Source organism: Paracoccus sanguinis, from assembly GCF_012689545.1.
Taxonomy (GTDB): domain Bacteria; phylum Pseudomonadota; class Alphaproteobacteria; order Rhodobacterales; family Rhodobacteraceae; genus Paracoccus; species Paracoccus panacisoli.
Window position 1 is genome coordinate 2,663,056 of sequence record NZ_CP051542.1, and the last position, 24,779, is coordinate 2,687,834.

28 protein-coding genes and 1 tRNA gene are annotated in these 24,779 nt (G+C 71.4%); 11 read left to right on the top strand and 18 right to left on the bottom strand.

What is annotated here, in order from left to right; translation table 11 throughout:
- Positions 1-55: 55 nt before the first annotated feature.
- Positions 56-547, bottom strand: a complete 492-nt coding sequence (locus HGN31_RS12690) for a glycosyltransferase (RefSeq protein ID WP_168783431.1) — start codon at positions 545-547, stop codon at positions 56-58.
- Positions 544-984, bottom strand: coding sequence for a glycosyltransferase (locus HGN31_RS12695; RefSeq protein WP_168783432.1), 441 nt, complete (start codon positions 982-984; stop codon positions 544-546). The genes HGN31_RS12690 and HGN31_RS12695 overlap by 4 nt, the downstream gene beginning before the upstream one ends.
- A 244-nt stretch (positions 985-1,228) precedes the next feature.
- Between HGN31_RS12695 and HGN31_RS12700 the strand changes: the two genes are divergently transcribed.
- From HGN31_RS12700 to HGN31_RS12710, 3 genes are read left to right on the top strand one after another with little or no spacing between them, the layout of a single operon-like run.
- Positions 1,229-2,020, top strand: a complete 792-nt coding sequence (locus HGN31_RS12700; protein ID WP_168783433.1) for a segregation and condensation protein A — start codon at positions 1,229-1,231, stop codon at positions 2,018-2,020.
- On the top strand, positions 2,013-2,666 hold the full coding sequence (gene scpB, locus HGN31_RS12705; RefSeq protein WP_168783434.1) for an SMC-Scp complex subunit ScpB: 654 nt from the start codon (positions 2,013-2,015) through the stop codon (positions 2,664-2,666). Before HGN31_RS12700 ends, scpB begins: the two co-directional genes overlap by 8 nt.
- A 10-nt stretch (positions 2,667-2,676) precedes the next feature.
- Complete coding sequence (locus tag HGN31_RS12710) at positions 2,677-2,898, top strand: hypothetical protein (protein WP_036700897.1); 222 nt, start codon at positions 2,677-2,679, stop codon at positions 2,896-2,898.
- A 73-nt stretch (positions 2,899-2,971) separates the two neighbouring features.
- On the opposite strand, the gene HGN31_RS12715 is transcribed toward HGN31_RS12710, so the two are convergent.
- From HGN31_RS12715 to ihfA, 4 genes are all read right to left on the bottom strand, one after another.
- Complete coding sequence (locus tag HGN31_RS12715; RefSeq protein WP_168783435.1) at positions 2,972-4,039, bottom strand: 2'-deoxycytidine 5'-triphosphate deaminase; 1,068 nt, start codon at positions 4,037-4,039, stop codon at positions 2,972-2,974.
- 73 nt (positions 4,040-4,112) lie between these two features.
- Positions 4,113-4,190, bottom strand: a tRNA-Pro gene (locus HGN31_RS12720).
- Between the two features lie 118 nt (positions 4,191-4,308).
- The gene (locus HGN31_RS12725) at positions 4,309-4,983 is read right to left on the bottom strand and encodes a MerR family transcriptional regulator (protein ID WP_168783436.1); all 675 of its coding nucleotides are present in this window, start codon (positions 4,981-4,983) and stop codon (positions 4,309-4,311) included.
- A gap of 129 nt (positions 4,984-5,112) precedes the next feature.
- Entirely contained in the window at positions 5,113-5,412 is a 300-nt protein-coding gene (gene ihfA / locus HGN31_RS12730) for an integration host factor subunit alpha (RefSeq protein ID WP_036700904.1), read from the bottom strand.
- 183 nt (positions 5,413-5,595) lie between these two features.
- Here ihfA and HGN31_RS12735 point away from each other — a divergent pair, with 183 nt between their 5' ends.
- The gene (locus HGN31_RS12735) at positions 5,596-5,865 is read left to right on the top strand and encodes a DksA/TraR family C4-type zinc finger protein (RefSeq protein WP_036700906.1); all 270 of its coding nucleotides are present in this window, start codon (positions 5,596-5,598) and stop codon (positions 5,863-5,865) included.
- Positions 5,866-6,599: 734 nt separating this feature from the next.
- Here HGN31_RS12735 and HGN31_RS12740 read toward each other — a convergent pair.
- Together HGN31_RS12740 and HGN31_RS12745 are read right to left on the bottom strand one after the other, a co-directional pair.
- Positions 6,600-7,307: a GNAT family N-acetyltransferase gene (locus HGN31_RS12740; protein ID WP_168783437.1), complete on the bottom strand. Its 708-nt coding sequence runs from the start codon at positions 7,305-7,307 to the stop codon at positions 6,600-6,602.
- Between the two features lie 316 nt (positions 7,308-7,623).
- Complete coding sequence (locus tag HGN31_RS12745; protein WP_036706211.1) at positions 7,624-8,352, bottom strand: response regulator; 729 nt, start codon at positions 8,350-8,352, stop codon at positions 7,624-7,626.
- A 133-nt stretch (positions 8,353-8,485) separates the two neighbouring features.
- Here HGN31_RS12745 and mce point away from each other — a divergent pair, with 133 nt between their 5' ends.
- Together mce and HGN31_RS12755 are read left to right on the top strand one after the other, a co-directional pair.
- Complete coding sequence (mce, locus tag HGN31_RS12750) at positions 8,486-8,890, top strand: methylmalonyl-CoA epimerase (RefSeq protein WP_036705632.1); 405 nt, start codon at positions 8,486-8,488, stop codon at positions 8,888-8,890.
- Positions 8,890-9,153 carry a DUF1467 family protein gene (locus HGN31_RS12755; protein ID WP_036705635.1) on the top strand — a complete coding sequence of 88 codons (264 nt, stop codon included), beginning with the start codon at positions 8,890-8,892 and terminating at the stop codon, positions 9,151-9,153. The genes mce and HGN31_RS12755 overlap by 1 nt, the downstream gene beginning before the upstream one ends.
- Positions 9,154-9,177: 24 nt before the next feature.
- On the opposite strand, the gene HGN31_RS12760 is transcribed toward HGN31_RS12755, so the two are convergent.
- Entirely contained in the window at positions 9,178-9,882 is a 705-nt protein-coding gene (locus tag HGN31_RS12760; RefSeq protein WP_244961018.1) for an EI24 domain-containing protein, read from the bottom strand.
- Entirely contained in the window at positions 9,879-10,448 is a 570-nt protein-coding gene (locus HGN31_RS12765; RefSeq protein ID WP_168783438.1) for a nitroreductase family protein, read from the bottom strand. Before HGN31_RS12765 ends, HGN31_RS12760 begins: the two co-directional genes overlap by 4 nt.
- 150 nt (positions 10,449-10,598) lie before the next feature.
- On the opposite strand from HGN31_RS12765, the gene HGN31_RS12770 reads away from it, so the two are divergent.
- Positions 10,599-10,862: a DUF167 domain-containing protein gene (locus tag HGN31_RS12770; RefSeq protein WP_036705638.1), complete on the top strand. Its 264-nt coding sequence runs from the start codon at positions 10,599-10,601 to the stop codon at positions 10,860-10,862.
- A 12-nt stretch (positions 10,863-10,874) separates the two neighbouring features.
- Here HGN31_RS12770 and HGN31_RS12775 read toward each other — a convergent pair whose 3' ends face one another.
- Positions 10,875-11,120, bottom strand: coding sequence for a hypothetical protein (locus HGN31_RS12775; protein ID WP_036705640.1), 246 nt, complete (start codon positions 11,118-11,120; stop codon positions 10,875-10,877).
- Between the two features lie 254 nt (positions 11,121-11,374).
- Here HGN31_RS12775 and HGN31_RS12780 point away from each other — a divergent pair, with 254 nt between their 5' ends.
- Together HGN31_RS12780 and HGN31_RS12785 are read left to right on the top strand one after the other, a co-directional pair.
- Positions 11,375-12,238, top strand: a complete 864-nt coding sequence (locus HGN31_RS12780; protein WP_244961019.1) for a M48 family metalloprotease — start codon at positions 11,375-11,377, stop codon at positions 12,236-12,238.
- Between the two features lie 326 nt (positions 12,239-12,564).
- Entirely contained in the window at positions 12,565-12,846 is a 282-nt protein-coding gene (locus HGN31_RS12785; RefSeq protein ID WP_036704546.1) for a hypothetical protein, read from the top strand.
- Between the two features lie 51 nt (positions 12,847-12,897).
- On the opposite strand, the gene ilvN is transcribed toward HGN31_RS12785, so the two are convergent.
- From ilvN to HGN31_RS12800, 3 genes are all read right to left on the bottom strand, one after another.
- Positions 12,898-13,458 carry an acetolactate synthase small subunit gene (gene ilvN / locus HGN31_RS12790; protein WP_036704545.1) on the bottom strand — a complete coding sequence of 187 codons (561 nt, stop codon included), beginning with the start codon at positions 13,456-13,458 and terminating at the stop codon, positions 12,898-12,900.
- Between the two features lie 10 nt (positions 13,459-13,468).
- Positions 13,469-15,232, bottom strand: a complete 1,764-nt coding sequence (locus HGN31_RS12795) for an acetolactate synthase 3 large subunit (RefSeq protein ID WP_036704544.1) — start codon at positions 15,230-15,232, stop codon at positions 13,469-13,471.
- A 235-nt stretch (positions 15,233-15,467) separates the two neighbouring features.
- Positions 15,468-16,295: an arginyltransferase gene (locus tag HGN31_RS12800; protein ID WP_168783439.1), complete on the bottom strand. Its 828-nt coding sequence runs from the start codon at positions 16,293-16,295 to the stop codon at positions 15,468-15,470.
- Between the two features lie 296 nt (positions 16,296-16,591).
- Between HGN31_RS12800 and HGN31_RS12805 the strand changes: the two genes are divergently transcribed.
- On the top strand, positions 16,592-19,420 hold the full coding sequence (locus HGN31_RS12805) for a [protein-PII] uridylyltransferase family protein (RefSeq protein WP_168783440.1): 2,829 nt from the start codon (positions 16,592-16,594) through the stop codon (positions 19,418-19,420).
- Positions 19,421-19,486: 66 nt separating this feature from the next.
- Here HGN31_RS12805 and HGN31_RS12810 read toward each other — a convergent pair whose 3' ends face one another.
- The 4 genes from HGN31_RS12810 to HGN31_RS12825 all read right to left on the bottom strand — a co-directional run bounded on the left by HGN31_RS12810 (position 19,487) and on the right by HGN31_RS12825 (position 23,913).
- Entirely contained in the window at positions 19,487-20,647 is a 1,161-nt protein-coding gene (locus HGN31_RS12810) for an MFS transporter (RefSeq protein ID WP_168783942.1), read from the bottom strand.
- A 62-nt stretch (positions 20,648-20,709) separates the two neighbouring features.
- Entirely contained in the window at positions 20,710-21,351 is a 642-nt protein-coding gene (gene eda / locus HGN31_RS12815; RefSeq protein WP_168783441.1) for a bifunctional 4-hydroxy-2-oxoglutarate aldolase/2-dehydro-3-deoxy-phosphogluconate aldolase, read from the bottom strand.
- Positions 21,352-21,988: 637 nt separating this feature from the next.
- Positions 21,989-22,690 carry a DUF1190 domain-containing protein gene (locus tag HGN31_RS12820; RefSeq protein ID WP_168783442.1) on the bottom strand — a complete coding sequence of 234 codons (702 nt, stop codon included), beginning with the start codon at positions 22,688-22,690 and terminating at the stop codon, positions 21,989-21,991.
- A gap of 5 nt (positions 22,691-22,695) precedes the next feature.
- Complete coding sequence (locus HGN31_RS12825) at positions 22,696-23,913, bottom strand: glutathionylspermidine synthase family protein (RefSeq protein ID WP_168783443.1); 1,218 nt, start codon at positions 23,911-23,913, stop codon at positions 22,696-22,698.
- Positions 23,914-24,146: 233 nt separating this feature from the next.
- On the opposite strand from HGN31_RS12825, the gene HGN31_RS12830 reads away from it, so the two are divergent.
- Positions 24,147-24,650 (top strand): type III secretion system chaperone family protein, encoded by a 504-nt coding sequence (locus tag HGN31_RS12830; RefSeq protein ID WP_036735434.1) that lies wholly within the window; start codon positions 24,147-24,149, stop codon positions 24,648-24,650.
- The last annotated feature ends 129 nt before the right edge of the window (positions 24,651-24,779 follow it).

A 24,779-nucleotide genomic window follows, 5' to 3' on the forward strand; every position in this document is an offset into this window, starting at 1 on the left:
TGGGCCGTCCCGCGAGGGGCGGCCTTTTTCGTTGATGGGCTACGCATAAGTTGGTTCAGCCATAGGCCCTCAAGCCAGACTGAATGTCTGCGAAATCGCCGCGATCGAGATATGCCTTGATGAGGTCTCGCTTCTGCAGCGTGTTGTCCATCAACTTGGACACTTCGCGGACGCGGCGTCGTTCCATCGTTGCGCTCTCATAATTTAATGGCGATTGTGGGCCCAGCAGGTAAACAAGGTCATTATCGCGAAGAAATGCTTCCATTGCTTTGAAAGCACCCGACGGCATGAGCTTCAGACCATCCGTCCACGGTTTCGGCTGGCCCGTGAAATGGATCAATCGCGGCGTTCGCCCGGCAGTCAATGCGTAATTCACGTCAGACATCTGCCAATTCCAACTTGGTGAGAGCTCAGCGATATGTCCGGCCATGGCTGCATTAAGCGCAGACTGATCTCCAAATCGGCACAAATCTCGGCGGGTTTGAAAGAAGCTAAGCGCCCGGTCTGTGACCCTCTCGCGTCTATAGCTTGGACCGTGGATCATCATCCGCCAGAGTTGAAATAGGGCGCATCGGCAACCCCTACGGCCTCCTGCAAGCGTCTGACATACCGGCCTTGTCCAAAAGGAAAGCCCTCTGACCAATCGAGCCGGTCGCGCACGACGGCTGCCCATGAGCCGGCCAACTCAATCCTTAAGAGATCGCCGAGAGTACCCCAGCATTGAAATACATCGCCATCGAGATAGATAACGCGCTCATACAATCCGCTCAGCTCGCTAAGGGCGGTCAACCGGAGCATCGCCGCTGGCGGTATCCGTCCATGCGCTGATTGGACATAGATCTCAGGCAAGGAATCGACCGAGTGAACGACGACCTGAGGTGGGATAGCTGCCAAAATCCCAGGATCGACGTCACCCGTCAGATAGATGTGGTGATCCAGCTGTTGGTCGGTGTCGAAGCTGATGGAACGAGACAGCACAAACACACTCTGCCATGCCCAATTCGCGTCTGAGCATACAACCACGCAGCCATGTCGGCTGGGCTGAGTTCGGTCCATTGTTGCAGCCTCGACGAATTTTTTACAATTATGATCCATAACCGGCCCAAGACGGTGGATTGAATGGTCTTGATTCGTATCGGCTCCTTGCGTCAAGCAAAAGTTGGCCCGCTGGCACCAGTCCCTCCACTGCAGTTGACAGCCGCCCGCCCGCTTCGCATGGCTTGGGACGATGACCGAGCCGCTGCCCTTCGATCCCGCGCCACAGCCCGCCCACCCGCGCCCCGACGAGGCGATGCTGGTGGACGTGCCGGGCTATGACGGGCCGCTCGACCTGCTGCTGACGCTGGCGCGGACGCAGAAGGTCGACCTGATGCAGATCAGCGTGCTGGCGCTGGCCGAGCAATATCTCGCCTTCGTCGAGGAGGCCCGCAGCCTCAGGATCGAGCTCGCCGCCGACTACCTCGTGATGGCCGCGTGGCTCGCCTATCTCAAGTCGCGGCTGCTGCTGCCGCCCGATCCCGACGCCGAGGGGCCCTCGACCGACGAGATGGCGGCCCACCTCGCCTTCCAGCTCGAGCGGCTCAACGCCATGCGCGAGGCGGCGGCGCGGCTGATGGGGCGGCCGCGGCTGGGGCAGGACCGCTTTGCCCGCGGCGCGCCCGAGACGGTGCAGCGCACCCGCCATCTGCGCTGGCAGGCGGGGCTGATCGACCTGATGCAGGCCTATGCGCGGCTCAGGACCCGCGACGAGTTCCGCCCCTTCGCCTTCGACCGCCGCGACACCTGGACGCTCGAGCAGGCGCTCGACCGGATGCGGCGGATGATCGGCTACGCCGGCGAGTGGACCGATCTCATGCAGTTCCTGCCCGACGGCTGGGCGGGCAACCCGGCCCGCCGCCGCTCGGCCACCGCGGCGACCTTTGCCGCCTCGCTCGAGCTCGCCCGCCAGGGTCGGGTCGAGCTGCGCCAGAGCGGCGTCTTCGCCCCGATCACGCTGCGCGCCCGGCCCGCCCATGACTGACCCGATCCCCTTCCCGCCGCCCCCGCTCGACGCGCAGGAGCGGATGGTCGAGGCGTTGCTCTTCGCCAGCCCGACGCCGCTGACGCTGGCCGAGATGGCCGCGCGGATGCCCGCCGGCGCCGACCCGGCCGAGGCGCTGCGCCGCCTGCGGGCGCGCTACGCCGGCCGGGGCGTGGAACTGGCGCGCCTTGGCGAGGGCTGGGCCTTCCGCACCGCCGCCGACCTCGGCTTCCTGATGCAGGACGAGGTGACCGAGACCCGGCGCCTGTCGCGCGCCGCGACCGAGACGCTCGCCATCGTCGCCTATCACCAGCCCGTCACCCGCGCCGAGATCGAGGAGATCCGCGGCGTCGCGGTCAGCCGCGGCACGCTCGACCAACTGATCGAGATCGGCTGGGTCCGCCTCGGCCGCCGCCGCCAGTCGCCGGGCCGCCCGGTGACCTTCGTCGTGACCGAGGCGTTTCTCGACCACTTCGGCCTCGCCTCGACCCGCGACCTGCCGGGGCTGGCCGAGCTGCGCGCCGCCGGGCTGCTCGACGCGACCCCGCCCTCGGGCCCCCTTGCGGCGGCGCGGGACGAAGAGGATAGTCACACCGATGACGGGCCGGCCGCGGGCGGACCGGACGACGACCTCTTCGGCGATTGAGGACTGCACCATGAACATGAACGGCATCGTGGGCCGCTTCGGCCGCGTCCTGACCGGCGCGCTGATGGGCTGGGGGATCAAGAAGGGCGTGGACGTGATGGCGCGCCGCAACGGCGGCGAGGACGCCAAGGGCAAGCTGACCGCCAAGGGCCGCCAGCAGGCCCATGCCACGCGCGAGGCGGTCAAGCGCGCCCGCAAGGCCGCCCAGATCGCCCGCCGCATGAGCCGCTGAGCTAACACGCGACGCGGCTTCCTTCCGGCCCGAATACCCGCGGCCCGGCGGTGCAGCCTACGCGGGCGCCGGGTCAGCGGAACTGCTTGGCGAGCTTCAGCCCCTGGCCCTGATAGTTCGAGGCGATGCCCGCGCCATAGAGCCGCGCGGGCCGCGCCGCCATCCGCTCATAGACCAGCCGCCCCACCACCTGCCCGTGCTCGAGCGCGAACGGCGCTTCGTGGCAGCGCACCTCGAGCACCCCGCGCGCCCCCCGTCCCGCGACACCGTGCCCGAAGCCGGGGTCGAAGAACCCCGCGTAATGCACCCGGAACTCGCCCACCATCGCCAGATAGGGCGACATCTCGGCGGCGTAGTCGGGGGGGATCGCCACCGCCTCGCGGCTGACGAGGATGTAGAAGGCACCGGGGTCGAGGATCAGCCGGCCCTCGGTCGTGCGCAGCTCGTCCCAGAAATCCCGCGCGTCATAGGCGCCGATCCGGTCGAGGTCGATCACCCCGCTGTGCGGCCGGGCGCGATAGCCGACGAGGTCGCCCTCGGCCGGGCGCAGGTCGACCGAGAACCCCAGGCCTGCGTCGATCAGCGGCGTGCCGTCGACCAGCGGGTCGGCCGCGTGCAGCGCCGTGAGGCCGGCATCGTCGAGCACCGCCTGACCCTGCCGCAGCCGCATCTGGCTGAGCCGCATCCCCGGCCGGACCAGCACCGAGAAGCTGCGCGGGCAGATCTCGGCGTAAAGCGGGCCGTCGTAACCCTCGGGCAGGCGGTCGAACTCGGTCCCATCGTCGGTCACCAGCCGCGTCAGAAGGTCGAGCCGCCCGGTCGAGGACTTGGCGTTCGCCACCGCCTCGACGCCCGGCGGTAGCGCCACCCGCTCCATCAGCGGGACGAGGTAGACGCAGCCCTTCTCGAGCACCGCGCCCTGAGAGAGGTCCATCCGGTGCATCTCGAAATCCGCGAGCCGCCCGGCGACGCTCTGCCCGCGGCCGGCGAGGAACGAGGCCCTGAGCCGCCAGGCGTGCGCGCCCAGCCGCAGATCGAGGCTCGCCGGCTGGATCTGGCACTCGCCGATGGGGGTCTCTGCAGCGATTGCGCCCTCGGCGATCATCCGGCGCAGGGCGGTGTCGGGAAGCACGCCGTTCATCTTGATCCCTCCCGAGATTTTTCCGACCCCCCGGATATGCGAACGCCCACCCCGAAGGGTGGGCGGTTCGTGATGGTCGGGCCGGCGAGATTCGAACTCGCGGCCTTCCGCCCCCCAGACGGACGCGCTAACCAGACTGCGCCACGGCCCGACGCCGGCCATATAGAGCGAAGCCGTCGGGCAGCACAAGGGGCGGTGGTGGCGGGCGGCGAGGTTTTCGCCGCGCCGGATGGTCGGGGCGCGTGGTCGAGGCCGCGCGGCTTTGCCGCTCAGGTTTCCGCGTCGGTCAGTTGGCGTGCGGCGGCCCGCAGCGCGTCGGCCAGGGGCCGTGCGGCGGGCGGCAAGGGGGAGGGGTGCCCGCGCAGCGCCGCGGCGGTCGCCGTCAGCCGTGCGAGCCAGCGGCCTGCGGCATCGGCGCAAGATTCGTGAGCGGCGGCCCCAGCGTTCGGCAGGTCGGGGAACAGCGGGAGCGCATCGGGCGCGGGGGGCTGTGATGACTTGCGGCGGGGGATGGGTGGCGCGGCGACAGGCGGCGCGCTGTGGTCTCCGCCTGCGGAGGACGGCTGAGGCGCCGTGACCGCCGGGGTTTGCTTCACCGGAGGGTCCGATGTGACAGGGGTTGGAGCGACAGCGCCGTCAGCGTCAGCCACCAGACCCAGCCGATCGGCCAGCCGCGCCCGCCCGCGCACCCGCAGTCCTGCCCCGCGGTCCTGCGCAATCAGCCGGCGCGCCCCGCGGATGGTCAGACCGTCCTCGCGCAGCGCCTCGCAGATCCCAGCCGCCAGCAGCACGTCATCGAGCCGGTAATATCGCCGCCCATCCGCCCGCTTCACCGGCGAGAGGGCCGCAAACTGCGTCTCCCAATAGCGCAGGACGTGCGGGGCGACCTCGACCAGCCGCGCCACCTCGCCGATGCTGCGAAAGGCCTGGGGAGACTTGGTCATGCCCGGTCCCACGGGCTGGGCGGGGTGGGGCCGCGGCCTAGACCCAGCCAGCCGCCGACTGCCCGCGGCGTATCAACCGATCTAAGCATCAGCTGCCTTGGTCGGGGCGGCGGCCATCTCCGCGGCCGGCTAGCGGTTGCCCGCCGCCACCCGCTCCTTCATCAGGTGCGAGGGGCGGAACGACAGCACCCGGCGCGGGGTGATGGGCACCTCCTCGCCGGTCTTGGGGTTGCGGCCGACACGCTCGCTCTTGTCGCGGACCGAGAAGGTGCCGAATGATGACAGCTTGACCTGTTCGCCGCGCACGAGGGCGTCCGAAACATGGCCGAGCACGCTCTCGACGAGCTGCGCGCTTTCGTGGCGCGAGAGTCCGACTTCGCGGAACACGGCCTCGGCGAGGTCCATCCGGGTCAGGGTCTTTTCGCTCATGAGGGGCCTTTCCTTGCAGAGAAGAGTGCGGCGGGCCAGCACCGAAGTCAACCGCACCGCGCCGCCCCGGTTCCGGTTAAGGCCGCGAAAACAGGGCCGAAGCGGTCGGACAGGCGCGGCTGACGCTTGCAGCGGCGGGGCTGGGTTCCCAGATTGGAGGTGTGATGGCAGCAGGAGCGCGCGATGGCCGGGGGCTGGGCGACCGACGGGGCAGTAAACGAGCAGATCGAGGTGAGCACGGCCGAGGCGCTCGCCCGGATGCGCCTGCGCCAGCGCGGCGGCGGCGAGAGCCTGACCGAGTGCGCCGACTGCGGCGAGCCCATCCCCGAAGCCCGGCGCCGCGCCGTGCCGGGCGTGACGCTCTGCATCGGCTGCCAGACCGAGGCCGACCGCGCCTTCCGCCCCACCGCCGGGATCAACCGGAGGGGCTCGAAGGACAGCCAGCTGAAGTGAGCGGTCTGGGCGCTACGCTTTAGGTGAGCTGTCAGAGCGGGGCGTATCTTGCGTTCCGCTCCACCCCCCGCATCAACCGGCGAGGCTAGAGGAACAGTCAGTTTACGTAGGGGCTGACGAAGGGGTCGGCTGTCAGATCGAGCCCGACCGCGCCTTCAGCCTCTCAGCCAGGTCCAATCCGGCTTGGTTTGATGGACAACGCGATGAAGCAACGTTCCCCGCTCGACGTTGCTTTTCAGCTGGCAACCCAGAGCCGGCCGAGTTTGCCAATCCACCGCCGGGATCGGCCGGCGTGGCTTGATCGATAGCCTGCCGAGCTGACGTACGCGGCGTGACGCTCCAGATCGGCTGTCTGACCGAGTCCGATCTCTCCTTTCGCCCGCCGCAGGCATGAACCGGACTGGCACGACGGACAGTCAGCCGACGAAGGACGGGCAGTCAGGCAAAGAGGCGTGAAGCAGGCGAAGAGGGGTGCAGGGCAGCGAGTTCGGGGCGGACGGTACTAGCCACTGACGTCATTTCTTGAGCTGCGCCACGACCATGCCACGAAAGTAAGAGCCTGCCTGAAAGGCTGGCATCACGGCTAAAGGCGAGCGTTACTGCTGACGTTGCTGGGCTATTCCGGCGCCTCCGTAACGGCCGGGGGCATCCGACGCTCTACCCCTCCGTCCGTGCTCCCCAACGCTTGGAGCTGGCTGCCCGCTATCATCTCGAAGTTTTATCGCCCGCTCCCCTTAGTCAGGCGACCCGCCCGCAACGCGCTCGCGCGCAATGAGGTCCCCGAGCGCCGCCCGTTGGCGACCCGCCGCGTCCATGTTCCCGGGCGCCAGCCAGGCGGCATAGGCGCGGTCGAGCGCGGGGAACTCGGCATCGGTGATCGCCCACCACGCGGTGTCGCGGTTGCGGCCCTTGACGATCATGTGCTGGCGGAAGGTCCCCTCGTAGCGGAACCCGTAGCGGGCGGCGGCGCGCATCGAGGGGGCGTTCAGCGCGTCGCATTTCCACTCGACCCGCCGATAGCCGGCGCCAAAAGCCCAGCAGATCATCAGCAGGATCGCTTCGGAGGTGGCGACCTGCTGCTGCAGCGCGGGAGAGATCTGGATGTGGCCGATCTCGATCACGCCATGCGTGCGGTCGATCCGCAGGTACGCGGCGACCCCGCCGATCCGGCCCGAGGCGTGGTCGCGCAGGGCGTAGAACACCGGGTCCGCCCCGCCGGCCATGCGGCGTTGCCAGTCGGTGTAGGCGGCGAGGTTGGGGAAGGGCCCGTAGCCGAGATAGTCCCAGACCGCGTCCGCCCCCGCGTTGGCCTCAAACAACTCGGCCGCATGGCGGTCCGCGTCGAGCGGCTCGAGGGTGACCCAGCGGCCCTCGATCGGCACAGCGGGCGGGGCCGGGGGCGGGGTGAAGCCGGGGACGGGGGCTCCGAGCGGGTTCGGCAAGGCGTCTCCTTTCACGTGGCGGGATCGGGGCCGTGAGCGGGCGGGTCGGCCGTGGCCGAGCGAGTGAGCGGGTCATCAAGGCGTCTGTGCGTGTCGCCCAAGGGCCTGACCCGCCAGCCGGACCCAGCACCCAGCCTGCCCATTCATCGTCCCTTGGCAAGAGGGCCAGCGGGCAGAAGCCGAGCGCTCAACGCTCTGCTCCGGCGCCGCGCGCCGCGCGCACCCACACATAGACACCCGATCTCGCACCCCGAGGCCGTCTCCCACTCAATCACATGGACCCGCCTCAGTCGGTCCCGCCCGCGCGACCCGATGGCTAACCCGCCGCAGCCAGCCGGTCCTGCACCAGCCCGCTGATCCGCGCGAGGTCGGCCGCCAGCGCCCGCCCCGCCGAGTGGTCGCGGGCCAGCGCCGAGGCGGCCTTCTCGAGCGGCTCGTCGCGGGCCGAGCGGGCCACGCCGGCGAGGAACCGGGCGATATAGTCGATCGCCGTCGTGTCCGCCGCCGCCGCCAGCACCTCGGCCACATGGGCGAGGTCGTCGCGCAGCGCGCCGCGGTCGGGGTGGACGATTTCGCCGCTCACCACCCGCAGCCCCTGCGGCTGCGCATCGCGGGGCAGCGCCGCCAGGATGAGCTGCTGGAACTGCCCGAGGCTCTCGACCGGCTTGGCGAGGAACCCGTCCGCGCCCGCCGCCCGCGCCATGACCTCGGCATCGGGGTCGCCCGACATGCCCAGCAGCACCGGCACCCGCGGGCTCTGCCGCGCCATGCGGGCGATCAGCTCGGCACCGTTGCCGTCGGGCAGCCCCATGTCCACGATCATCACCGTCGGGCGGTAGGTCTGCAGGTGCCGCCCCGCGGTCCGCAGGCAGTCCGCCCGCCGGATCCGCGCCCCCGAGCGCAGGCAGAGCATCCGCACCGCCTCGGAGGCGAAGCGCGAATCCTCGACCACCAGCACCGTCAGCCCGGTCAGCGGGCGGCCGGGCAGGGCGGCCCGCCACAGCGGGATGGCGTCGTCGTCCGTCGCAGTCGTTGTTCCGGTCATGGCGCGGTCCCCTCGAATCGCTGTCTCCCTTGACGCTACCCTGCCGGGGTGAACGGTCGGTTAACGGGCTTTTCCCCGCCCCCGCCCCGTTCTAATGAGGCCCCACACCGCCACGCGCCCCGGAGGAACCCCCATGATCGGACGCCTGAACCATGTCGCCATCGCCGTCCCCGACCTCGCGGCGGCCAGCGCGCAATACCGCGACACGCTGGGCGCCAAGGTCGGCGCGCCCCAGGATGAGCCCGATCACGGCGTCACGGTCGTCTTCATCGAGCTGCCGAACACCAAGATCGAGCTGCTCTACCCGCTGGGCGAGGACAGCCCGATCAAGGGCTTCCTCGACAAGAACCCCTCGGGCGGCATCCACCACATGTGCTTCGAGGTCGAGGACATCCTCGCCGCCCGCGATACGCTGAAGGCGCAGGGCGCCCGCGTGCTGGGCACCGGCGAGCCGAAGATCGGCGCGCATGGCAAGCCGGTGCTCTTCCTGCATCCCAAGGATTTCAACGGCACGCTGATCGAGCTGGAGCAGGTCTGATGTCCATCACCGGCGCGCTGGTCCTGTTCGCGACGCTGTTCTTCCTGGTGCTGTTCCTGCTCCTCCCCTGGGGCCACCGCAGCCAGGAGGAGGCCGGCGCCGTGGTCCCCGGCACGCCCGCGGGCGCGCCGGACCGGCCGATGCTGCGCAAGAAGGGGCTGATCGCCGCGCTCATCGCGGCGCTTCTGGTGGCGCTGGTGTGGTGGGTCATCCAGCAGGGCTGGATCACCCGCGCCGCGATGATGGACTTCAACCGCCGCTGATGGACGGCGGTCAGACCCGAGCCGTCAGCGCGGGCGGGCGATCTCGGCCCGCGCGAGCAGGTGGAAGAGATGGGTGAACGCCGCCGCCGCCAGCACCGGAATGACGATGTTCAGCACCGGGATAGTCAGCAGCAGCGCCACCCCCACGCCAAGCGCCGTCACCGCGCCCGCACGGCGGCGGCGCAGGGTCTCGGCGCTGTCGGCGTCGAGGTGGCGGCGGGCGGCCATGCGGAAGAACTCGCGCCCCAGCAGCCAGCCGTTCGCGCCGTAGAAGAGCACCGGCGCCAGCGGCCCGACCAGCGGGGTCAGCAGAAGCAGCCCGACGCTGACCAAGACCACCGCGCCCAGCACCACGAGGCTGTCCATCAGCCCGTCGAGAAAGTCGAGCTCGCGCCCGGCGGGATAGCCATGTGCGGCCTCGACGGTGCTCGACACCCGCTCGGAAAAGAGCCCCGCGAAGCCCGCAGCCACCGGCGCAGCCAGAAACAGGCTCATCACCGGGAAGAGCGCGAGCGAGCCCCAGGACAGCGCCTCGCCGATCGGGACGCGGCCGATCCAGGGCAGGGTGATCGCCTCGGGGCCCCAGACGCGCAGCCCCCAGAACGCCGCCGCCTGCAGCGCCACGAACAGCGCCAGCGTCAGGGCGACGCCCGCCGCCAGCACGCCGAAGACCCGCGGCCTGAGCAGGTCCAGCCAGCCGAGGACGAGGGCCTGGATCGCGGCGGTCACAGGAAGCTGGTCCGCTCGTCCACGTCCGGGCGGGGCCGCTCGGGGACGTCGGCCGGGCCGCGGCGGCCGATGTGGACGAGGCCCGCCACCCGCTCGCGCGGCGAAAGGCCGAGGTGGGCGGTGGCGAAGGCCGGGTCGGTCGCCGGGCCGCTGAGCCACGCCGCCCCATAGCCCGCGGCGAGCGCCGCGTTCAGCAGCGACAGGCAGACCGCGCCGGCGGAGAGGAACTGCTCCCACTCCGGCACCTTGGGGTGATCGACGGGGGACGAGACGACCGCGACGATCCGCGGCGAATCGAAGGCCGAGCGCGCCTTTTCGACCGCCGCCGCGTCGCCGCCCGCCGCCGCGACATGGTCGGCCAGCGCGGGCGCGAGCCGGTCGAGCGCCGCGCGCTCGAGCACGACGAAGCGCCACGGGCCGAGCTTGCCGTGGTCCGGGACGCGCGCCGCGAGCGTCAGCAGGTTCATCAACTCGTGCCGGTCGGGGCCGGGGGCCAGCAGCGTGCGCGGCGGGTGCGACCGGCGGTGGCGCATGAAATACAGCGTCTGGGGGTCGATGTGCTGCATGGGCGCTCTCCGCAATCGGGGCCCGGCGCGGGCGTCGCGCGGGCGTCGCGCCTGTCCTAGCGAAACAGCGGGGCGGGGGAAAGCGGGCGCGCGGGGCTTGACGACCGGCCCCGCCCCCCGCATCGCCTGTCGGATCAGACCGGAGCGCCGATGGCCCGCGACCTGCCCGATCTCTCGCATCTCGCCGTCAGCGGCGCCCGCATCGCCGTGCGGGTGACGCCGCGCGCCGGCCGCGACGCGGTGGCGCTGGACGAGGGCGGGCGGGTGCAGGTGCGGACCACCGCGCCGCCCGCGGACGGCAAGGCCAACGACGCCGTGCGCCGCCTGCTGGCCGGGGCGCTGGGGGTCGCGCCCACCCGGCTGGTGCTGGCGGGCGGGGCGGGGTCACGGGACAAGCTGTTCCGGCTCGACTGACCCGAGGCGCCCTCAGCGCTGGCGCTGCAGGCGATAGTTCCCCTCGGGCAGGTCCAGCGCCGCGCGCAACTCGTCAAGTTGGCGCAGCGTCAGGACCACGCGCGCCACGCCGTCGCCGCCCGGCTCCATCTGCTCGACCACCACGCGGTCGTCGAAGGTCAGGATCACCACGTCCTCGTTCAGCGGCCGCGTGCCCGGGTCGGCCTCATCGACGAGGGTGATGACGGTCGCGTCGAACTCGTGCTCGATGGTGAACATGGGAACGGGTCCTTTCGGGTCGGGTCTTCAGGGTCGGGCTTCAGGGTCGGGCTTGGGGGTCGGGGCAGGGGCCGAACGCCGGACGCGGACGACCGGAGCGATGCGCCCCGGCAACAATCGCGTGAGGCGGCGGCCGGGGCAAGAGCCGCGGACTTGCGGCCCCTCGCCGGGGCTGTAGCTTGGCGCGAACGGCAGGCAGGCGGCCTGCGGGTCGGGGCTGCCGGCCCGTCAGGCGGCGGGGCCGGTGCGGACGCATGAACGGACAGGTGCAGGCGATGACGGCAGCGATGACCCCGCGGGGCGAGACGAATCGGCGGGCGACGGCCGCTGCCGGGGCCCTGTCCCGCGGCTGGCGGGGTCTCGTCCCGGCGCTGGCCGGCGTGGCGCTGCTCGCGGGCTGCGCCGTGACCCCGGCGGGGGCGCCGCTGCCGCCCGGCCCGGCCCCCACCCCGGCGCCCACCCCCGTCACCGCGCCCGCGCCGACCCGGACCGACACGCCGCCCACCGCGCGCGGCGCGGCGATGGCCTTTGTCAGCGTCATCCGCGCGATGGAGCCTGCGGTCGAGCGCGAATGCGTCCAGCGCCGCCGGGCGCCCATCAACTGCGACTTCCAGTTCGTCGTGGACGACCGCCCGGGGATGGAGCCGAACGCCTTCCAGACCCTCGACCGCAACGGCCGCCCGGTGATCGGCTTCACCCTGTCGCTGATCGCCGCGACACGGAACACCGACGAGCTGGCGTTCGTGGTCGGCCACGAGGCGTCGCACCACATCCTCAACCACATCGACCAGAAAAGCGGGGCGGCCACGGCGGGCGCGGTGATCCTGTCGGGCATCGCCGCCGCCTCGGGCGCCGACCCGGCCTCGATCCGCGCGGCCCAGCAGATGGGGGCGCAGTTCGGCGCGCGCTACTACTCGAAGGAGTGGGAGCTCGAGGCCGACTACCTCGGCGCCATCGTGGCCTTGAACGCGGGCTATGACCCGGTCCGCGGGGCGCAGTTCTTCGCCCGGATCCCCGATCCCGGCGACAAGATCCTCGGCTCGCACCCCTCGCGGGCGCAGCGCCAGGCGCGGGTCGCGCAGGCGGTGGCGGACGTGGCCTCGGGCGCGGCGCGCTGAGCGGGTAACCGCGGAGGGCTGCGCTGGGCTCGCCCTTCGGCGGCCCATGGCGCTTCATTTTTGTGCAACCGCGCGGCCCTCGCGGCGGTCAAAGTCGCCGCGCTGACGTTCGCGGGACCACATTCTGGCGACAATTTCTACCGCGTGGCGGTAAGTCGCGCAGATCATTCTTGACAGAACCGTGATGGAACCGTTCCTCTAGTCGTGACGGGTTGACGTAAGGTCACCCTGTCCCGGGACGTCAGCTTTTTCTGCGGCCGGTTTGTCGGTTTTCACGTCCAGATTGGATTTCAGAGATTTTCTCGCGTCAGCGAAAGGATAAGGCTTTGTTCGGTATCGTGCTGTGGAGCTCGGCGTGTCGTCGACAGGCCGTAGTGTGGTGCGAGGACCACGGGGCGCTGGCCTACCTGGCCGGTCCGGCGGCGCTTGATCTCGCGGGTCCCTGGCCCCACCAGGGCGCAACGGTCGAGGTCACGACGGCCTGCGACGGCGAATTGCGCCGCATCCTGACGCTGCGGATGCTGGGCGGAGAAACGCGGCTCGCCGAACGTCTCACGGCCCGGACCCGTCCGGCGAGGGGGCGTCCCATGCTCGCCGCGGTCGGCTGACCGCACTGCTCGACCGGCCCGGAGGGCCGGAAAGCAGCCTGTCGGTGTGACTTAGCGCCCGCGCGCCAGCGCCGCGATGCCGGTGCGGGCGACTTCGGCCAGTCCCAGCGGGCGCATCAGCTCGGCAAAGGCGTCGAGCTTCTCCGACGTGCCGGTGATCTCGAACACGAAGCTCTCGAGCGTCGAATCGACCACGTTGGCGCGGAAGATGTCGCCGATCCTGAGTGCCTCGACCCGCTTCTCGCCGGTGCCCGCGACCTTGAACAACCCCAGCTCGCGCTCGACCGAGGCGCCCTCGACGGTCAGGTCGTGGACCTCGTGGACCGGGATGATCCGGCCAAGCTGCGCCTTGATCTGCTCGATCACCGCAGGCGTGCCGCGGGTGACCAGCGTGATCCGCGAGCGGTGGCCGGTGTGGTCCACCTCGGCCACGGTCAGGCTGTCGATGTTGTAGCCGCGCCCCGAGAACAGCCCGATGACCCGCGCAAGGACACCGCTTTCGTTGTCCACCACCACCGCGAGCGTGTGCCGCTCCTCGCCCGCCGCGTGATAGTCGCGCAGGTCATAGGCCGAATGGCTGGATGCGCCGCGCTCGATCTTCAATGCCGACATGACCGCCCCCTCAGACCAGAACCGCGCCGTCGGACTGGATGGCGGTGCCGATGTCCTCGGCCGCCTCCATGTCGCCCAGCAGCATCTCGTTGTGCGGCTTGCCCGACGGGATCATCGGGAAGCAGTTCTCGTGCTTTTCGACCAGCACGTCGAGGATGAACGGCCCGTCATAGGCGATCATCTCGCGGATCGCGTCGTCCAGCTCGGCCGGGTCGCTGACCTGCCGGCCCTTGCAGCCGAAGGCCTCGGCCAGCTTGACGAAATCGGGCAGGCTTTCGGACCACGACTGGCTGTAGCGCTCGCCATGCAGAAGCTGCTGCCACTGGCGCACCATGCCCAGCCGCTCGTTGTTCAGGATGAACTGCTTGACGGGGGCGCGGAACTGCACCGCGGTCCCCATCTCCTGCATGTTCATCAGCCACGAGGCGTCGCCCGCCACGTTGATCACCAGCGCCTCGGGGTGCGCGACCTGCACCCCGATCGAGGCCGGCAGGCCGTAGCCCATCGTCCCCAGCCCGCCCGACGTCATCCAGCGGTTCGGCCCCTCGAAATGCAGGTACTGCGCCGCCCACATCTGGTGCTGGCCGACCTCGGTGGTGATGTAACGGTCGTGACCGGCGGTCAGCGCCTCCAGCCGCTCCATCGCGTGCTGCGGCTTGATGACGCTGTCCGAGGGCCGGTAGCCGAGGCAGTTCTTCGCCCGCCACTGCTCAATCTGCGCCCACCACTGCTGGACGGCGGGGTTGGTCTTGCGGCCGCGCGACTTCCAGATCTTCAGCAGATCCTCGAGCACGTGGCCCACGTCGCCGACGATCGGCACGTCAACGCGGATCACCTTGTTGATCGACGAGGGGTCGATGTCGATCTGCGCCTTGACCGAGCCGGGGCTGAAATCCGCCACACGCCCGGTGATGCGGTCGTCGAAGCGGGCGCCGACGCAGATCATCAGGTCGCAGTCGTGCATGGCCATGTTGGCCTCGTAGAGCCCGTGCATCCCGAGCATCCCGAGCCACGACTTGCCCGAGGCCGGATAGGCGCCCAGCCCCATCAGCGTCGAGGTGCAGGGGAACCCGGTCGCGTCCACCAGCTCGGTCAGAAGCTGGCTCGCCGCTGCGCCCGAGTTGATGACCCCGCCGCCGGTGTAGAAGACCGGGCGCTCGGCGCGCTCGATCAGCTCGACCAGGCGGGTGATCGCGGCCGTGTCGCCCTTGCGCGGCGGGGCGTAGCGCGGCACCTCGACCTGCTTCGGCCCGACGTAGCGGCCTTCGGCGAACTGCACGTCCTTGGGGATGTCGACCAGCACCGGGCCGGGGCGGCCCGAGGTGGCGACGTGGAAGGCCTTGTGGATCGTCTCGGCCAGCGCGTCGGTCTCTTTCACCAGCCAGTTGTGCTTGGTGCAGGGGCGGGTGATGCCGACGGTGTCCGCCTCCTGGAAGCCGTCGGTGCCGATCATGAAGGTCGGCACCTGACCCGACAGCACCACCAGCGGGATGGAATCGAGCAGCGCATCGGTCAGCCCGGTCACGGCGTTCGTCGCGCCGGGCCCCGAGGTCACCAGCACAACGCCGGGCTTGCCGGTCGAGCGGGCATAGCCCTCGGCCATGTGCACGGCGCCCTGTTCGTGGCGCACGAGGATGTGCTGGATGTCGTTCTGCTGGAAGATCTCGTCGTAGATCGGCAGGACCGCGCCGCCGGGATAGCCGAATACGGTATCGACGCCCTGATCCCTCAGCGCCTCGACCACCATTCTCGCACCCGTCATGCTTCGGGACATATCCTGCACTCCAACCAAGGGATTTGCGGCAGAGCGGCAAGGCCCCTGCTGCGCCGCCGCAAACTAGAGGCGCCGGCAGGGAGGGTCAATGCGACTCGGCGCGGAAAATGACGCGCGCACCCGGTCGCCGCGCAACATTATTTCGCAAAGCGCGCGGGTGGCACGGCCGGACCGGGGGTTTTCCACCCCCGGACCCCCGGAGGATATTTCGGCAAGAAAGAAGAGGGGGGCCGCCTCAGTCGCTCGGCAGGTGGATGCGCGCGACCTGCTCGACGATCGGGTCGATGGCCAGCGGGTGCGTCTCGCCCTCGTGGTCGCCGGGGTGGCCGATGTCCTGCCACACGCCACCCTTGTAGATCTCGAGCGCGTCGAACCCGGCCTTGTAGGCCATCTTGCGGCTGCCCGGCACCCAGTAGCCGAGGTAGACGTAGGGAAGCCCCGCCTCGCGCGCCATCGCCACGTGGTCGAGGATCATCCACGCGCCCAAGCTGTCGGACGAGCGCGCCGGGTCGTAGAAGCTGTAGACGAGGCTCAGCCCGTCATCGAGCACGTCGGTCAGGCACACCGCCGCGAGGTCGCCGTCGCGCGGCGCCGCACCCGGCGGGGGCGGGGCGCGATACTCGAAGACGCGGGTGCGGACCGGGGTTTCCTCGATCATCGCCGCGAATTCGAAGATGTCCATGTCGGCCATGCCGCCGTCGGCATGGCGGTGGTCGAGATAGCGGCGGAACAGCTCGAACTGCTCGTCGGTGGCCCAGGCGCTGGTGGCGGCCCGGCGCAGCGTGGCATTGCGCCGCAGCACGCGGCGCTGGCTGCGCGAGGGGGTGAAGTCGCGCACCCCGATGCGCGCCGACATGCAGGCCACGCAGCTTTCGCAGCTCGGCCGATAGACCACGTTCTGCGAGCGGCGGAAGCCCTGCCGCGACAGCGCGTTGTTCAGCTCGCGCGCGCGGTCGCCGGTCAGGGCGGTGAACAACTTCCGCTCGGCCCGGCCGTGCAGATAGGGGCAGGGCTGCGGGGCGGTGACGTAGAACTGCGGCGCCGAGGGCAGGCTGTGACGCATCAGCGCACCGGCTGACAGGTGGCCGGAACCGGCGACGGACCATGCGGGGCGACGTTCTGGCAGTTCATGCGGCGTCGGGTTCGGGCTGTCGGAGCGGGTAGGGCGCGAGGCAATACTGGGCCCTGCGATCGGCGTCTTGGCGAACCCTAGCAACAGAAATATCGCAGGCCAAGCGGGGAATTGCGCAGCGGCCGCGGACGCGCGCCGGGACGCCGCGCTGGAATGCCCCCTCGGGCGCCCGCCTGCGCGCCTTTCATCCCGTTGACGGCGGGCCGCGGGCGCTTAGGGTCGCGCGCATGGATTTCGCCGCCCGCATCACCCGCACGCCCCATCCGACCGACCCCGCCCGCGGCGCGAGGGCCGCGGCGCTGCTGCCCGGCCTCGCCCCGCCGCTCGGCGCCCTCGTGACCGGCGCGGCGGGGGCCTCGCCCTATCTCTCGGGGCTGATCGAGCGCGAGGCCGCGTGGCTCGCCACGACGCTCGGCACCGACCCCACCCCGGCGGCGCTGGTCACGGCCGAGACCGCGGGGATGGAGGCGCTGAGCGCCGCCGACCTCGGCCCGGCGCTCAGGCAGGCCAAGCGCCGCGTCGCGCTATTCGCGGCGCTCGCCGATCTCGGCGGAGTCTGGGATCTCGATGCGGTGACCGGGGCGCTGACCGACCTTGCCGACCGGGCGACCGACCTCGCGCTCGCCGCCCATGTCGCCGACGAGGCCCGGCGCGGCAAGCTGCCGAAGCCCCGCGATGGCGCGGCGCCGGTCGCGGGCGGCATCTTCGCGCTGGCGATGGGCAAGATGGGCGCGCGCGAGCTGAACTATTCCTCCGACATCGACCTGATCGTGCTTTACGACGACGCGGCCTATGCGCCCGAGGACCAGCACGAGGTCCGCGCCAGCCTCATCCGCGCCACCCGGAAGGCGGCGGCCACGCTCTCGGACCCGACCGCGCATGGCTATGTCTTCCGCACCGACCTGCGGCTGCGCCCCGATGCCTCGGTGACCCCGGTCTGCATCTCGGCCTCGGCCGCGCTCAGCTACTACGAGGCCGAGGGCCGCAGCTGGGAACGCGCGGCCTACATCAAGGCCCGCCCCTGCGCCGGCGACCTCGGCGCGGGCGAGCGGTTCCTGACCGCGCTCAGGCCGTTCGTCTGGCGCCGCCACCTCGACTTCGCCACCGTCGAGGACACCCACGAGATGCGCCGCCGCATCCGCGACCACAAGGGACTGCACGGCGAGATCCGGGCCTTGGGCCAGAACATGAAGCTCGGCCGCGGCGGCATCCGTGAGATCGAGTTCTTCGCCCAGACCCGCCAGCTCATCGCCGGCGGCCGCGACCCCGACCTGCGCCCGCGCCGCACCGTGGACGCGCTCGCGGCGCTGGCCGCCAAGGGCTGGATCCCGGCCGAGGTCGCGGCCGAGCTGACCGACCACTACGCCCAGCACCGGCGCATCGAGCATCGCATCCAGATGGTGAACGACGCGCAGACCCACACCCTGCCCGCGACCCGCGAGGGGCTGGCCCCGGTCGTCCACCTCGACGCCGAGACCGAACTCGACGCCTGGTCCGACCGGCTCGAGGCGCGGCTGGCGCGGGTCGAGACCCTCACCGGCGATTTCTTCACCCCCGGCAGCGGCACCGCGTCCGAGCCGCGCCCCGAGCTGACCGGCCCGCAGGCCGAGGTGGTCGAGGGGTGGCGATCCTATCCCGCGCTGCGCTCGGCCCGCGCCCAGCAGATCTTCTCGCGCATCGAGCCGCGCATCCTGACCGCGCTGTTCCGGGCCGGCCACCCGGGCGAGGCGCTCGACAGGTTCGACCGCTTTCTCAAGGGGTTGCCGGCCGGGGTTCAGATCTTCTCGATGTTCGATTCGAACCCCTCGCTGATCGACCTGCTGGGCGACATCTGCGCCACCTCGCCGGCGCTGGCCGCGCATCTCGCCCGCCACCCCGAGGTGCTGGACGCGGTCCTCGCCGGCAGCTTCTTCGCCCCCTGGCCGGGGGCCGAGGCGCTGCGCGAGGCGCTGGCGGTGCTGCTCGACCAGACCCTCGCGGCCCCGCAGGGGGGGTATGAGCGGGCGCTCGACGCCGCCCGCCGCTGGGCGCATGAGTGGCAGTTCCGGGTCGGCGTCCACCACCTGCGCGGGCTCATCGAGGCCGAAGAGGCCGGCCAGCACTACGCCGACATCGCCGATGCGGCGGTGGCCTCGCTCGCCCCCGTCGTCGCGGCCGAGTTCGCCCGCCGCCACGGCCCGGCGCCGGGGCACGGCGCGGCGGTGCTGGGCATGGGCTCGCTCGGCGCGCGGCAGCTCAACGCGGCCTCGGACCTCGACCTGATCGTGATCTACGACCCCGCCGGGGCCGAGGGCAGCGAGGGGCCGCGGCCGCTCGCCACCCGGCCCTATTACGCGAGGCTGACGCAGGCACTGCTGACCGCGCTCTCGGCGCCGACCGCGGCGGGGCGGCTTTATGAGGTCGACATGCGGCTGCGCCCCTCGGGGCGGCAGGGGCCGGTCGCCACATCGATCGAGTCGTTCCGCGCCTACCAGATGGACGAGGCCTGGACGTGGGAGCATCTGGCCCTGACCCGCGCCCGCGTGGTGGGGGTGATCCCCGGCGCGCTGCCGCCCGGCACGGCGCCGGCGCTCGCCGCCCGGCTCGAGGCGCTGCGGGTCGAGGTGCTGGCCGCGCGCGGCACCCGCGATGCGGTGGTGCCCGACCTGGCCGACATGCGCCGGCGCGTCTTTGCCGCCAAGCAGCCCGACGGCCGGTGGGAGGCGAAGGTCGGCCGCGGTCGGCTGCAGGACATCGAGCTCTTCGCCCAGTCGCTCGCGCTCAGGACCGCCGCCCCGGCCCGCGGTGCGGTGGGGCAGTTGCGCGCGGGCCAGCGCGCGGGCCTCGTCTCGGCCGCGGACGCCCGCACGCTCGGCGACGCGCGGCGGTTCCTCTGGGCGCTTCAGTCCGGGGGGCGGCTGCTCACTGACCGGCCGCTCGACATGGACCAGATCGGCCGCGGCGGGCAGGAGTTCCTGCTGCGCGAGACCGGCACCGAGAGCCTCGAGGCGCTCGCCGCCCGGCTGGACGCGACCATCGAGGCCGCGGGCGCCATCATCGACGCCGCGACGGGCTGAGCGGCGCCGCCCGGCCTCTGTCGGGCGCAACTACCCCGGGGGCCGGGGCAGCGCCCCGGTCCGGCGTCACCGCGTCTCGCGCGGGCGCAGGGTCAGCCAGATCAGCGCCCCGCCGGCGAGGATCAGGAACGGCAGCATCGCCATGTTGACCGCCGACCAGCCGGCCTGCGCGGTCCCGCCCGCGCAGCCCATCAGCCCGCCCGACGAGAGCGACGCAAGGAACACGCCGCCGAACACCACCGCGTCGTTGACCCCCTGGATGCGGCCGCGCTCGGCCGGGGTATGGGCCGCGGTCAGCATCGCCGTCGCGCCGATGAAGCCGAAGTTCCAGCCAAGCCCCAGCAGCGCCAGCGCGAGGTAGAAGCGGTCGATCTCGACCCCCGTCAGCGCCACCGCCCCCGCGGCGGCAAGGATCAGCAGCCCGACCGCGACGATGGTCCGCGCCCCGAAGCGGCTGATGAGATGCCCGGTGAAGAAGGCCGGCGCGAACATGGCGACGATGTGGACCGAGACGACGTTGGCCGCATCCGCCGTCTGATAGCCACAGCCGACCATCGCCAGCGGCGTCGAGGTCATCACCAGGTTCATCAGCGCATAGGAGACCATGGCGCAGATCATCGCCACGGCGATCTCGGGCGTGCGCAGCATCTCGCCCAAGGTGCGCCCGCCCGCGGCCTGCGCCGCGTGGCGGGGCAGGACCGGGATGCGCAGCAGCGCGAAGATCAGCGGCCCGACCATGTTCAGCGCCACGATGGCCGCGAAGGTCATGGCGAAGGGGATGCCGCCCATCTCGGCGGTGGCCTTGGCGAGTTGCGGCCCGATCAGCGCCGAGGCGAGGCCGCCGGCCTGCACCAGCGAGATCATCCGCGGCTGCAGTGCCGCGGGTGCCACGTCGGCGGCGGCGAAGCGATAGAACCCCTGCGCGGACATGTAGACGCCGATCAGCGTGCAGCCGAGGGTGAAGACGACGAAGCTGCCTGTCTCGAGCCCGGCAAAGGCGATGGCCGCGCCCACGGCGGCGATCGTGCAGGCGACGGTGAACCCCGCGCGCCGCCCGTGCCGGGTCATGAAGCCCGACAGCGGCCGCGCCGACAGCGCCGAGCCGAGCATCACCATCGACACCGGCAGCGTGGCGAGGCAGCGGTTCGGGGCGATCATGGCGCCGGCCAGCCCGGCGGTGATGAACACCATCGACATCTGCGCTCCGACCAGCGCCTGCGCGCCCATCAGCACCCAGACGTTGCGCCAGGCACGGCTGCCGTTGGCGGGGGTGTCCGCGGCCTCGGCCGTCACCGCGACAGCCCCGCCGCGGCCCGCGCCAGCGCCTCAATGCCGGCCCAGTCGCCGGCCCGCATCATCGCCTCGGGCGCGACCCAGCTGCCCCCGACGCAGATCACGTTCGGCAGCGACAGATAGTCGCGGGCGTTCTCGGCCGAGACCCCGCCGGTCGGGCAGAAGGCGATGCCGGGCAGCGGCCCGCCCAGTGCCTTGAGATAGGCCGGCCCGCCCGCCGGACCGGCGGGAAAGAACTTGAGCATGTGGTAGCCCGCCTCAAGCGCCTGCATCGCTTCCGAGGCGGTGGCTGCGCCCGGCAGCAGCGGCAGGGCGCAGCTTTCGCAGGGCGCGATCAGCGTGTCGGTCAGCCCCGGCGAGACGGCGAAGGTCGCCCCGGCGCTGCGGGCGCGGTGGATGTCATCGGGGCTGAGCACGGTGCCCGCGCCCACGACCGCCCCCTTGACCTGCGCCATGGCCCGGATCGCGTCGAGCGCCGCCGGCGTGCGCAGCGTCACCTCGAGCACCGGCAGCCCGCCCGCGACCAGCGCCCGCGCCAGCGGGGCGGCATGGGCGGCATCGTGGATCACGATGACCGGGACGACGGGGGCGAGCGCGCAGATCTCGCGCATCCGGGCGGACTGGCGGTCCGGGGTCATGGGTCAGCTCTCCGACAGGCAGCCCGCTTTGGGGGCCGCCGCGACCCTGCGCCGCGGGCGCGGCGGGTGCAAGACCCGGGGGGGGGGAGGGGGGGCGGGGCGGGCGTGGGACGCGTGTGGGTGGCGGCGAGGGTTTGCGCTCTGCCGGGGCTGGGTATCATGCGTCGGGGAGCGCGAAAACGTGGATAGAGGGGTGCGCGGCCCGAGAACCGCAGGGGTGCGTGCTCTTAAGATCGCCGGCTGGGCGGTCGGAGGTCAGCCGGACATCGGGCTTGACGGCCACGGGGAGGGGTGCCCCGAGGTCCGCCCGGTGGGGGGGCGACGGCCCGCTGTGCTGCCGAGCCAGAAGCTCGCCGGGGGCATGGCCTAACGCCTCCGGTGGGTGCGCCAAGCGGCTCACAGGCGATCAGGCTTAAAGCCCCGGACGTGACGCCCCAAGCCGGAATGAGCGGCACGACGTCAGCAGGGGCAGGACCCCCCAAGCCCGACGGGGTGAGCATGCCGATGCCCCCCCGATCCGCGGCCGAGGCCTGTGCTCAGGCCCCAACGCTGCTAGTGCCGGTGCCGCCGGTCGGGGTGAGCGCCATGACGGCGGCGCAGAAGCCGCCGCGCTGGGTGACCCCCCAGCGGCCCCCGCTCAGCCCCCGACGCTGCGGGTGCTCGTGCCGCCGGTCGGGGTCCGGGCAGTGGCAGCGGCGCCGAAGCCGCCGCGCTGGGCGACCTGCGCGCGGGTCATCGGCGCCTTGCCGATGGTCGAGGGCGCGCGGTTGAACGTCGTCGCCGGCACCTTGCCCGCGCCGCTGTTGCTGGCGAAGGTCTGGTTGCCCGAGGGCGTCGAGAACCCGCCCGGCGTGCGCACCATCGGCTGGCTGAACACCCCGCCGCCGCGGCTGAGCATCGAGCCCATCATGTAGCCCACCAGCAGCGGCATGAAGCTGAACCCACCGCCCTGCTGCTGGGCCGCAGCCTCGCCCCCCGCCGCCTGGCCGCCCGCGGCCGGGTCCGGGCCGCAGGCGCCGGCGCCGTGCTCCTGCTCGCAGAGCTCGCGCGACTCGTAGCGCGGCGCGGTCTCGATCAGCTCCTTCTGGGCGGCGGCGAACTGGGTGCGGCAGTCGTCGGCGGTGAACCACAGCCCGTCACGCTCGGCCGCGGCGATGCAGCTTTCCACGTCGGGGAAGGCCTGCGCATCCACCTTGTCATCCTCGCAGGCGGCCAGCGCCATCACCGCCGTCCCGGCGAGCACCAGCGCCACGTGGCGCGAGCGCTTGGACCGGCGCGGCGTGGCGTCCGCGGTAGGGACAGGGGCAGGCGAGGGGCGGGCGGACGGCGGAACTTGCATGGGCGTCATCCTTGAATGAAATGCGGCTTGAAGCGCGAGAGGTTGTGGGTGATCCGGTCGCGGTCCTCGCGGATCCCGAGCCCGGCGCAGCTCTCGCCCACGATCCACGCGCCGAGCACCGGGTGGAACCCGTCGAAGACCGGCAGCGGCGCCAGCGCCTGCACCACCTGCGGGTGGTGCGAATAGGCGTCGTCTGGGGCGCGGCCGGTCTCGCGCCCGGCCTCGGTGATGACGACCCCGGACCCCTCGCGCGAGAAGATCGGCTTGGTCACGAAGCCGCGCGCCAGCTGCGGCTCGGCCTCGGCGATGGCGGCGGCGAAGGGCGTGGGCGCGCCGCGCCGCGCGGCCTCGACATCCTCGGCCATGAACGCGGGCAGCAGGTTCGGGTGGCCGGGGAACAGGTGCCACAGCAGCGGCAGCAGCGCCTTGTTCGACAGCACCGCCTTCCACGGCGGCTCGATGAAGCGGGTCTGCGAGGGCTGCAGATGCGCGGCAAAGTCGTCGCGCAGCATGTCCTCCCACGGGTAGAGCTTGAAGAGCGTGCCGATCACCCGGTCGTCCTCGTCCGCAAGCTGCCCCTCGTCGGTGATGCCGATGCCGTTGAGCGCGGTGAAATGCGCCCCCAGCCCCGCCTCGCGCGCGGCCCAGGCCAGCGCCTCGACGGTGGCATAATCCTCGGGGTTGTCGCGGTCGGCGGCGAAATGGACGTCCTCGCCCGGGGCGCAGATCTCGGCCCAGCGTTCGACCAGCGCCTCGTGGATGCGGTTGAACTGGTCGCTCTGCGGAGCGAGCACGCCGGCGTCCCGGCTCTCCTCGAACCAGAGCCACTGGAACGACGCGCTCTCGTAAAGCGAGGTCGGCGTGTCGGCGTTGTATTCCAGCAGCTTCGCCGGACCCCGGCCGTCATAGGCGAGGTCGAAGCGGCCGTAGAGCTCGGGCTCGCCGTTCGCCCAGGACCGCTCGACGAAATCCCAGTGCGGGCGGGGGATGGCCAGCCGGGTCAGCCACTCCTCCGAGGTGACGGCGTGGGCCACCGCCTCGCGGCACATGGCGTGCAGCGCGGTGGCGGGATCCTCGATGTCATCCTCGACCTGGCGCAGGGTCAGGCGATAGGCCGAGGTCTCGTCCCAGTAGGGCTCGCCGCCCATGTCCGCGAAGGTGAAGCCCAGCTCGGCCGCGCGCTCGCGCCAGCCGGGCCGTTCGGGAAGTGTCACGCGCTGCATTGGCCATCCTGACTGCTCGTGCCCAAGGATGTGGCAAGCGCGGGCCGCCGATGCAACCGCCGCCGGGCGAAACCGGGGCCTGCGCGGGCGCCCGTCATGCAGAATTCACTTTACAAATCCTGCGATTCGGCCTGACCAACATCTTGTAGCAGTCCGGCCCCAGACCGCCCGGTATGGTGCCAGCAACCAAGGGCTGGGGATAAACCCCGCCACCTGAGGCAAGGGACAGGCAGATGGCGCAGCTGGAGACGTATATCCACAGCGAGGAGATCCACCCGATCGACATCGCCGAGACGGTCGCCACCCATCACGCGTGGGACTTTGACCGCATGGCCGACGACCAGATCGCCCTGACGGTTGAGGGCCAGTGGCGCAGCTACTCGCTGACGCTCGCCTGGTCCCCGCGCGAGGAGGTGCTGCGCCTCGTCTGCAGCTTCGACATGGACCCGCCCGAGGCGCGGCTCGGCGCGCTCTACGAGGTGCTGAACCTGGCCAACGACGCGGTGTGGGACGGCGGCTTCACCTTCTGGGCGCCGCAACGGCTGATGGTCTGGCGCTACGGGCTGGTGCTGGCGGGCGAGATGGTCGCCTCGCCCGAGCAGATCGACCACATGATCCGCAGCGCGCTGGACGGCTGCGAGCGGTTCTACCCGGCCTTCCAGCTCGCCTGCTGGGGCGACGCCACGCCGCAGGCGGCGATGGAGGTGGCGCTGGCCGAGGCCTACGGCCGGGCCTAGGCGCGGGGCCATCGGGGCGCGTGAAGGCCGGGCGCTTGGGGTCCAAGCGTTTCTCCCTGCACGATGAACCACCCCCCTGCCTCTGGACACCCAAGGCGCGATCCGCTTCCCTGCCGGCACAACAGGAAG